The 9,978-nt window shown below is 62.3% G+C and carries 8 protein-coding genes; 4 read left to right on the forward strand and 4 right to left on the reverse strand.

What is annotated here, in order from left to right; genetic code table 11:
• Window positions 1–604: 604 nt before the first annotated feature.
• The 4 genes from G3O01_RS44420 (at window position 605) to G3O01_RS44435 (ending at window position 5,964) form a co-directional block, all read left to right on the forward strand.
• Complete coding sequence (locus tag G3O01_RS44420; RefSeq protein WP_205813842.1) at window positions 605–2,974, forward strand: FdhF/YdeP family oxidoreductase; 2,370 nt, start codon at window positions 605–607, stop codon at window positions 2,972–2,974.
• Window positions 2,967–4,367: a cytochrome ubiquinol oxidase subunit I gene (locus G3O01_RS44425; RefSeq protein WP_205813843.1), complete on the forward strand. Its 1,401-nt coding sequence runs from the start codon at window positions 2,967–2,969 to the stop codon at window positions 4,365–4,367. Before G3O01_RS44420 ends, G3O01_RS44425 begins: the two co-directional genes overlap by 8 nt.
• 30 nt (window positions 4,368–4,397) lie before the next feature.
• Window positions 4,398–5,387: a cytochrome d ubiquinol oxidase subunit II gene (locus G3O01_RS44430; protein WP_205813844.1), complete on the forward strand. Its 990-nt coding sequence runs from the start codon at window positions 4,398–4,400 to the stop codon at window positions 5,385–5,387.
• Between the two features lie 67 nt (window positions 5,388–5,454).
• A complete protein-coding gene (locus G3O01_RS44435) occupies window positions 5,455–5,964 on the forward strand; it encodes a DNA starvation/stationary phase protection protein (RefSeq protein ID WP_205813845.1) in 510 nt (169 codons plus the stop codon).
• 19 nt (window positions 5,965–5,983) lie between these two features.
• Here G3O01_RS44435 and G3O01_RS44440 read toward each other — a convergent pair whose 3' ends face one another.
• The 4 genes from G3O01_RS44440 to G3O01_RS44455 form a co-directional block, all read right to left on the reverse strand.
• On the reverse strand, window positions 5,984–6,856 hold the full coding sequence (locus tag G3O01_RS44440; RefSeq protein WP_205813846.1) for an alpha/beta hydrolase: 873 nt from the start codon (window positions 6,854–6,856) through the stop codon (window positions 5,984–5,986).
• A 125-nt stretch (window positions 6,857–6,981) separates the two neighbouring features.
• Window positions 6,982–7,947 carry a LysR family transcriptional regulator gene (locus G3O01_RS44445; RefSeq protein ID WP_205813847.1) on the reverse strand — a complete coding sequence of 322 codons (966 nt, stop codon included), beginning with the start codon at window positions 7,945–7,947 and terminating at the stop codon, window positions 6,982–6,984.
• 161 nt (window positions 7,948–8,108) lie between these two features.
• Entirely contained in the window at window positions 8,109–8,495 is a 387-nt protein-coding gene (locus G3O01_RS44450; protein WP_205813848.1) for a DUF3331 domain-containing protein, read from the reverse strand.
• A gap of 72 nt (window positions 8,496–8,567) precedes the next feature.
• Complete coding sequence (locus G3O01_RS44455) at window positions 8,568–9,527, reverse strand: AraC family transcriptional regulator (RefSeq protein WP_205813849.1); 960 nt, start codon at window positions 9,525–9,527, stop codon at window positions 8,568–8,570.
• Window positions 9,528–9,978: the final 451 nt, after the last annotated feature.

Raw genomic sequence — 9,978 nt, forward strand, 5'->3', positions numbered from 1 at the left:
CTTTCGCGACGTATGCACTCCACTCCAGACTGAAAACCACGATCACGGCTCGGAAGCATGATCGGTGTCGTAAGAGCGCCGACGTGTGAAGCACTACGACCTACACACAGTTTGCCACCTGGGCGGCAGTGACCATTCGCTGCCGTTTGCTGCGCTACGGGTGATTGAAGTGGGTGAGGCGCCCAATAAGAGCGTTGGCAGCGGGAAGTGAATGGCAGAACGCCGTGTGAAGTGGAGGAACTGCTGGGGGCCCTCAGGCGGAGGTCAAGAATTAGCGGTGTTAGCCCGCTTTCTTTGCTTACTTTCTTTGCGGCGGCAAAGAAAGTAAGTGCCGCCCCGCACAGGGGCAACGCTCGCGCCGCGTAGGCGCCACGCGGATGCCAGCAACAAAACAAGCAAACCAAACCAGCGCCCCGCGGATGCCAGCGAAAACAAAAGCAAACCACTCCAGCGTCGCAAGACAAAACCAAAACCAAAACCCATCTCCGTGTAGAAACAAAACCACCGGGCAAACTCGCAAGACTCATCGTTTCCGTCACCAGATCATTCCTCAATGCCATAGGCGATCGCACACGAAACAGATACTGAAAACAGGAAACAGAAAATGAGCAAAAAAAAGGTAATCCGCATTTACAGCGACCCCGCAGGCGGCTGGGGCGCCCTCAAAGCAACAGGTGAAGCGCTGACGCTTCAAGGCATCCCCGTCTCCGGCGCGAAGACGCTCCTCCACATGAACCAGCCCCAAGGCTTCGACTGCCCGGGCTGCGCATGGCCCGACCCAAAGCACACGTCGTCATTCGAATTCTGCGAAAACGGCGCGAAAGCAGTTGCATGGGAAGCCACCGTCAACCGCTGCACACCCGAATTCTTCGCCGCGCACAGCGTGTCCGAACTCACCGCGTGGGACGACTACGACCTGGAAATGGTCGGACGTCTAACGCATCCGATGGTCTACGACCGTGCATCAGACCGCTACATGCCCATCGAATGGGAAGACGCCTTCGCTCTCGTGGGCCGTCATCTGAATGCACTCGACCATCCCGATCAGGCCGACTTCTACACATCGGGCCGTGCATCGAACGAGGCAGCGTTCCTCTACCAACTGTTCGTCCGCGAATTCGGCAGCAACAACTTTCCCGATTGCTCGAACATGTGCCACGAAGCAACGAGCGTCGGCTTGCCGCAATCGATCGGTGTCGGCAAAGGCACCGTTCTGCTCGAAGATTTCGAACACGCCGACGCAATCTTCAACTTCGGTCAGAATCCCGGTACCAACAGCCCGCGCATGATGAGCGACCTGCATTCGGCGTCGCGCCGCGGTGCGAAGATCGTGTCGTTCAATCCGTTTCGCGAGCGCGCGCTGGAACGCTTCGCGTCGCCGCAGAATCCCGTCGAAATGGCGACGCTCGGCTATACGCCCATCAGCACATTCCTCTATCAGGTGCGCGTGGGCGGCGATGTCGCCGTGCTCAAAGGCATGATGAAAGCAATCGTCGAAGCCGACGACGCCGCAATCGCCGCCGATAACCCACGTATCCTCGATATCGAATTCATCCAGGGTCACACGCACGGTATCGACGCGCTGCTCGACGATCTGCGCGCGACTTCGTGGGATGCGATCGAAAAGTACTCCGGCCTCGCGCGCGCCGATATCGAGAACGCTGCGAACATCTATATGCAGGCCGAAAACGCGATCATCGTGTACGGCATGGGCATTACGCAGCATCATCGCGGCACAGAGACTGTCCAGCAGATCGCCAATCTCGCGCTGCTGCGCGGCAACGTCGGCCGGCCCGGCGCCGGTATTTGCCCCGTGCGCGGGCACTCGAACGTGCAAGGCAACCGCACGGTCGGCATCACGGAGAAACCGAACAAAGGCTTGATCGATGGTATCGAGCGTGCGTTCGGGTTTCGTGCGCCGAGCAATCACGGCAACGATGTGATCGCTACGCTCGAAGCGATGATGCGCGGCGACGCGAAAGTGTTCATCGGTCTGGGCGGCAATTTCGCGGCAGCGATTCCCGACTGGGTGCGCATGCAGGAAGCGATCCGCAAGCTCGATCTGACCGTGCATATCGCCACCAAGCTCAACCGCAGCCATCTCGTGCACGGCAAGGAAGCGCTGATTCTGCCGTGCCTCGGCCGCACAGAAATCGATATTCAGGCAGACGGCCCGCAATCAATCACCGTCGAAGATTCGATGTCGATGGTGCATGCATCCGCTGGCCGCAATGAACCCGCTTCGCCGCATCTGAAGAGCGAGCCGGCCATCGTCGCGGGCATTGCGCGCGCGACGCTCGGCAAAAATTCGCGCGTGCCCTGGGAGCAGATGATCGCGAACTACGACCGCATCCGCGATGCGATCGAAATCGTGTTCCCGATCTTCCAGGCGTACAACGAGCGCATCCGTGTACCGGGCGGCTTTCATCTGGTGTCATCGGCGCGCGAGCGCGTGTGGGACACGTCGACGGGCCGCGCGAATTTCCTCGTGTTCAAAGGGCTCAACGAAGACCCGTTCCAGGACGATCCCGACGCGCTGTGGCTCACCACGATGCGCAGCCACGATCAGTACAACACCACGCTGTATTCGCACTCGGACCGCTATCGCGGCGTCTTCGGACAGCGCGACGTCGTGTTCATGAACCAGCGCGAGCTGCAAAAGCGTGGTCTGCATCCGGGCCAACGTGTCGATATCGTCGCGCTCTCGACGGATGGCATCGAGCGCATTATCCGCAGCTTCAAGGTGGTCGAGTATTCGCTGCCCGACGGTTGCTGCGGCGCGTACTACCCGGAAGTGAATCCGCTCGTGCCGCTCTATGCGTACGACGCGCAAAGCCGCACGCCTTCGTACAAGTCGGTGCCCGTGAAGGTCGTGCGCGCCGCCGCTGTCGGCCCCGACTCCGCAACGCGCGCGATTGTCGTGCATTCGACGTCGCAAGCCGCAGCGCAAGCCGAGGAGACGAGCCATGCTTGATCATGTTGTCGACCTGTCGCGTGCGCAGTTCGCGATGACGGCGATCTTCCATATCCTGTGGCCGATCCTGACCATCAGTCTGTCCGCGTTCCTCGTGCTCGTCGAAGCGCTATGGATCAAAACGGGCGACGCGATGTACTACCGGCAGGCGCGCTTCTGGAGCAAGCTGCTGGTACTGAACTTCGCGGTCGGCGTGGTCAGTGGCATTCCGATGGAGTTCCAGTTCGGCACCAACTGGGCAGGCTTCTCGCAGTACAGCGGCCAGTTCATCGGCAATATTCTCGGCTTCGAAGGCGCGATGGCATTCATGCTCGAAGCGGGTTTCGTCGGCGTGATGCTGCTCGGCTGGGGCCGCGTGCCGCGCGGCGTGCATCTGTTCGCGACGGGCATGGTCGCGCTCGGCTCAAGCATCTCGGCGTTCTGGATCATGGTCGCCAACTCGTGGATGCAGACGCCGGCGGGCTACGCCGTCGTCGACGGCAAGATCGAGGTCACCAACTATCTGGCCGCGATCTTCAATCCCGACATGGTGTGGGGCGTGTCGCACATGTGGGTCGCCGCAATCGAAACCGGCATGTTCGTGATTGCGGGCATCTCCGCGTACAACCTGTTTCGCAAACGTCATCCCGAGTTCTTTGCGCGCTCGTTCAAGATCGCGCTCGCCGTGCTCGTGATCGCCGCGCCGCTGCAAATCTGGCTCGGCGATTCGAGCGGCGTGAGCGTGTTCGAAACGCAGCCTGCAAAGGGCGCAGCGATTGAAGGCCACTGGCACACCAATGCGCCGGGCACGGGCGCGTCCTGGTCGTTGCTTGCCTGGCCTGATAAGCACGCGCAGCGCAACGACTGGTCGCTGGAAGTCCCCGGTATGCTGAGCATACTCGGCACGCACTCGCTGCACGGCCAGGTGAAAGGCCTCACCGACTTCAAGCCACAAGACCAGCCGCCGATGATCCCTCTCCTCTACTACGCGTTCCGTGTGATGGCGGGCATTGGTTTCTGCTTCATGTTGCTGGCGTTCTGGACCGCGTACGCGCTGCGCAAGGCGCGCGGCAGCCTCGACGCGCTGCTTGCGCGCCGCAAGCTCCTGCTCGCGTGGGTGCTGTGCATTCCGTTGCCTTATGTCGCCGTCGAAGCGGGCTGGATCGTGCGCGAAGTGGGCCGTCAGCCGTGGGTCGTGTATGGACTGCTGCGCACGAGCCAGGCGGCGTCGACAGTCGCGCCTTCGTCGATCTCCCTGAGCATGGCGATGTTCTTCGCGTTTTATGTCGTGCTGCTCGTCACATTCTTCGTGCTCGCGCGCCGCTGGCTGCGCAATGGCCCCGATCTGACCAGCGTGCCGCCCGCCATCGTCACCCCCGTCGCCGTGACGACCAAATCGATCTCCGGCTATTGATGCCGCGTACACCGCTCAAGAGGTTGCCTCATGGATAGCACTACCCATTCGCTGCTCGCCTATACGTGGTTTGGCCTGCTCGGCCTGATGCTGGTCTTCTACGTCGTGACGGACGGCTTCGATCTCGGCGTCGGTATTCTCAGCCTGCTGCGCCCGCGGCGCGAAGACCGCGACGTGATGGTCGAATCGATCGGCCATGTCTGGGACGCGAACGAAACCTGGCTCGTCGTGCTCGGCGGCGGACTGTTCGGCGCGTTTCCGACTGCTTACGCGCAGATCATGCAGGATCTCTATCTACCCATCATGTTGCTGATCGCCGGGCTCATCATGCGCGGCGCGGCAATCGAGTTCCGCCATAGCGTCGATCATGGTCCGCTGTGGGACAAGGTATTCGGCATCGGCAGTCTCGTGGCAGCAATTGCGCAGGGCGTCGTGCTCGGCAAGGTCATCACTGGTCTGTTGCCGGGCGGGACGAACGAGGTATTCATCGCCGTGACGGCTGTCGGCGTGGTCGCAGGCTATGCGTTGCTGGGCTCGACGTATCTGGTGAAGAAGACAGTGGGCATGATGGAGCAATGGTCGCGGCGTCTTGCGCTGCTGAGTGCGATGCTGACCGTCGCAGCCGCGCTGCTGCTGACCATCGCCACATGGTTCTTCAGCGACGTGGGGCTCGATCGCTGGTCGCAGCCGGGCGTCATGCACGTGCTGATCGCGCTCGGCCTCGCAGCGGCATTGGCGTTCGCGTTCATCATGGCGTCGCTGTATATGGGCGCGTCGCGCGGGCCGTTTCGCGGTGCGGTGACCTTGTTCATCGTCTCGTTCGTCGGTCTCGCGGTCAGCCTGTTCCCGGATTTCGTGCCGGGCAAGCTGGGCATCGTGCAAGCCTCTTCGGATTCGCACACGCTCGCGTTCATGCTTGCAGGTATCGGGCTGATCTTCCCGGTGATGATCGGCTACAACCTGTACCAGTACTACATCTTCCGCGGCAAGGTCATCGGCGAAGCGCACGCGGGCGAGTGACGGGCGTTCTTTCGTACTGACGCGGCGGAGCGCCCGGCCGCGTCGCGTACCTCTATCTGGAGCCATCATGTCGACCATCCATGCGTCCGTTGCGCTCACGCACGCCGTGCAGTTCAAACCGTTCAGCGAGCGTGCGATCGACGATATCGCGTCGCATCTGAACCCGTTGCTCGCCGACGTATTCGCCCTCTACCTGAAGACACAGAACTGCCGCTTGCACATGTTCGGCTCGAGTTCGGGCGATGACCATCAGTTGCTCGACGAACAGGGCGAGCAGATCTTCTCGATCACCGATGCGATTGCCGAGCGCGTGCGCATGATAGGTGGCGAGACGCTGCATTCGATCGCGGATATCGCGCGTTTGCAGCGGCTCGCCGACAACGATCTGCCTGCCGCGCCCTTGCATACGATGCTCGCCGGATTGCGCGCCGACAACCTGCGCCTCGCCGCCTTCATGCTGAGCGCGCACGCAACCTGCGAAAAGCATCAGGACGTCGGGACGGCGAGCCTGCTGGAGAACTGGATCGACGACGCTCAGCGGCGCGCGCGGTGTCTGCTCGACGCCGCACGCGGATAAAACCTGGCCCGCACGCGCGTCAGCCTCTCCAGCCTTCCAGAAAATCGAGCAGAATCCGGTTGACGATCTCCGGCTGCTCCTCATGCGGCAGATGGCCCGCGCGCGGAATCGCGTGCGTGACGACATCGCGCGCCATGCCCTTCCAGACATTTTCCATGTCGAACATCTGGCCCACCGCATGGAACGCGTCGCCCCACAGCGCGAGCGTGGGCGCTTCGATCAGCACGTCGGCGTCTTCCTTGTCCTGCGCGACATCGACCGCGTTCGCGCGGTAATCCGACATCGCGCCGCGCACGGCGCCTGGCGCCTCGTAGGCCCGCACATACGCTTCGAACGCTTCGCCGGTGATTGCGTGCGGGTCATAGCACCAGTCCGAGAAAAAGTGCCGCAGCCATGCGCGCTCCTTGCCTGCAATCAGCGTCTCCGGCAAGTCGGGCACCTGATGAAACAGGAAGAACCAGTAAGCCCGCGCGATCTTCGCATCGATCGATTGCGCGACGATGCGCGTCGGCACGTTATCCATGACGACGAGGCGATCCACCACATCCGCATGATCCTTCGCAAAGCGCGTCACCACACGCGCACCGCGATCATGGCCGACGAGCGCTACACGTTCGATCGACAGCTCACGCAACAAAGCGCGAAGATCATTGGCCATCGTGCGCTTGTCGTAGCCGCTTGCTGGCTTGTCGGTTTCGCCGTAGCCGCGCAGATCCGGTGCGATCACGCGATAGTGCTGCGCGAGCACGGGAATCTGATGCCGCCACGCGTAATGCGTCTCGGGAAAGCCGTGCAGCAGCACGACAGGCGCGCCTTCGCCCGCTTCGACATAGTGCTGTCGAATGCCGTTGGCAGTGAGGGTGTGATGCGTGAGGTCGAGCGTGGTCGTCATGACTGATTCTCCAGAGATGATCCGGTCGATGCCGGTTGAGAATCAGTCTATTGAGCGCGACGCCTGCGATTAAGCCTGGGGCGCGGATAAAGATTCTTGATGGCGCTGCGTGTAATCGTCGCGATTCACGCTCGTTTTGCTGCATGCTCGACAGTGAGATTGAGTGCTTCTATGCGATCGATTGCTTCTTCCAGCGCGGGCGTGAGCGTCGCGCGCAAGTGATCGAGCAAGGTGCGGACTTTCGCTTCCAGATAACGGCGCGAAGGATAAACCGCGTAGACCGTGAATGGCCTGAGCCTGTATTGCGGCAGCACGCGCACCAGCGTGCCGGCTACGAGATCCTCGACAGCGGTATAGGTCGCGAGCGTACCGATGCCCGCGCCGCCCAGCAGCATCGCGCGCAACACGTCGGGAGCGTTGACCTGCAGCGGCGCATGCGTAAGCGTCAATACGTGCACGTGTTCCGTACTTTCGAGGTGCCATTCGTCGGGTGGCGCGACGGGCGACTCGAGCTTGAGCAGCGTATGCGCGGGGAGATCGTCGGCTGTGAGCGGCATGCCATGCTGCTTCACATAATCGGGCGATGCCACCATCAGCGCCCACCCCGCACCGAGCGATTGCGCAACATAAGCCGAATCGGGCAGATGGGTCGCCGAGATGAGCGACACGTCGTAGCCGTCCTCGACCAGATTCGGCATGCTCTGCTCGATCTTCAGTTCGACGGAGACATCGGGGTACGCGCGCTGGTAGCTGACTAGCGCCGCCGCGACCGTGCTTTGCGCCAGGCCGGGCGCGCAATGCACGCGCACCTTGCCCACCGGCGACACACTCGCGTTGCGCGCCTCGTCCGCTGCCGCGTCGAGGTCCGCGAGGATCGCTTTGGCGCGTTCGTAGAAGCGGCTGCCCGCTTCCGTCAACGACAGATGACGCGTCGTCCGATGCAGCAGCGCCGTCTGCAACTGCTCTTCGAGCGCCGTGACGGCGCGCGAAATCTGCGCAGCTGTTACGTCGTTCTCTTTCGCAACCGCAGTGAAGGATCCCGTCTCGACCACCCGGGCGAAGACGCGCATGCTGCCGACGATATCTGCCATTCGCGAACCCAGGCAAAGTGAGCCATCCATCTCGCGCGACGCGGCCGGCATACCCGTTCACGACCGTATCGCACCCCCAGCCGGGGACTATGCCATAGGCGCTGCGGGGCTCGCATCGCAGGGGACATCGCGCGCCGCCAGCATTGCACGATGCGCGCCATTCAGAGGACGTCGGCGTCGCGCAGCACGGACGCGAGGATCATTGCGTCGCCGTTGACGGGCGTGGGCCGCGGGTTCGGCTTGTAGACGGCATCGCCGGGACGGATTGCCTGGCCGCTCATCGCGCAGAAGCCTTCCATGCGGGCGCGCGCCATGCGCCAGACCTGATCGCCGAAACAGCCGCGCGTCGAATCGCGCCATGCGATCGTGGCCGTCGACGGCGTGGGCCGGTCGATCAGCGTCACCGATGCGCCAATGGGCTCATCCGCGTTGCGCGTTTTCAGACGCGTCAGCGTCGCGCCTTCCGCGACGGCCATCAGGCGCGAGGGCGTACCCAGCAGACCGATGGTCTGGGTCCATGGGTCCATCATGTTTGCGTTTGCCAGCATGTCGAAACTCCTGAATAAAGCGATCGGATCGGGCGAGGCTTCGGATCTGTCGAGAGCGGAGTACGGCGCGTTTCAGCGCACGTCGTTGGTTTTTTCTTTCCAGCGATGCGGCGTTTCGCCGACAAACTTCTTGAAGACGGTCGTGAAGTGCGCCTGCGAGCGGAAACCGCAGCTCAGCGCGACGTCCATCACGTTGTATTTCGAGGTCACGAGCAGATGTTGCGCATGCTCGACACGGCGGCGCAGCAGGTATTCATGCGGACGCACGCCGGTAGCGCGGCGGAACTGCGCGGCAAAGTGCATGCGCGTGAGGCCCGCGCTCGCGGCGATTTCGGCCAGACCGATCGGCTCGGCCAGATGTGCATCGACGAATTCGATCACGCGGTTCATGCGCCATTGCGGCAGCGGCGCGGCTTCACGCGAGCGGCGCGTGGCGCCGGCGAAATGACGCGAGACGATGTGCGAGACGATGGCGAGGCTGACGCTGTCCGTGAACATCTTGCCGAGCGCGGCATCGTTGCTCTGCGAGACGGCCAGCGCCTGACCCAGGCGTTCGAGCACGGGGTCGCGGATCAGTTCGGGATCGTCGAGGACGATATCGGCGTCGCGCGTTTGCTGGAACAGGTCCTGATAGCACTCGGCGAGCGTCTGCTGCGACACGAACAGATGCATGACATCGGCTGACGACGCGAACACCGCTTTGGTCGGCACGCCGGGCGCCGTCACCTGGACCGCGCCTGCCGTGAGCCGGCCATGGACGAGGCGGCGGCCGGCGTGATCGAAGGTGAGCGCGGCGCATTTGAGGTTCAGGCCGATGCAGTGATCGGTGGGGCTTCCTTCGTTCGACACTTCGAGGGGGGCATCGCCGCTATGCGTCCAGCGTGCTATCGCGACATTGTTTTCGCGCGGCGCGTTGTCGTATCCGGCGAGGTTCATGCGCCGCCATTGCTGTTCGGCGACGATGGGGGATGCCGCGCGGCGCGACACGACATCGGCAAGCGGAGCAGGCAGGTCGAGAAGTGTGGATGTCATGGCAGGGTTTCCGGTTCAGTTGATCTGGAGCTTTGCAGCTTGAATTGCAGTGCTGCTGCGATGGATCAAAGTTAACCGGACAGGCCTGGCGCGACTAGCCGTACATACGGTTGGAAGTGCAGTCGAATGGTTGAGTCAACCTATATGAAGGTTTAATAGATGCTCGCGGCGCGGGGGGGGGGGGGTGGGTTTGGGTTTAGTCTGGTTTGGCGTGTCTCGCGATGCCGGAGTGGTCCGCTTTCGCTGTTCGCTGGCTTCCGCATGGTGCTGGGGCGGTTTGCTTGTGTTTTCGCTGGCATCCGCGTTTTGTTATTGGTTCTTCACGCGTTGCCCCTGTGCGGGGCGGCACTTACTTTCTTTGCCGCCGCAAAGAAAGTAAGCAAAGAAAGCGGGCTAACACCGCCCGTTCTTGACCACCGCCTGAGGGCCCCCAACAGTTCCTCCACTTCAC

It is taken from the genome of Burkholderia sp. Ac-20365, assembly GCF_017104715.1.
Classification (GTDB): Bacteria; Pseudomonadota; Gammaproteobacteria; order Burkholderiales; family Burkholderiaceae; genus Paraburkholderia.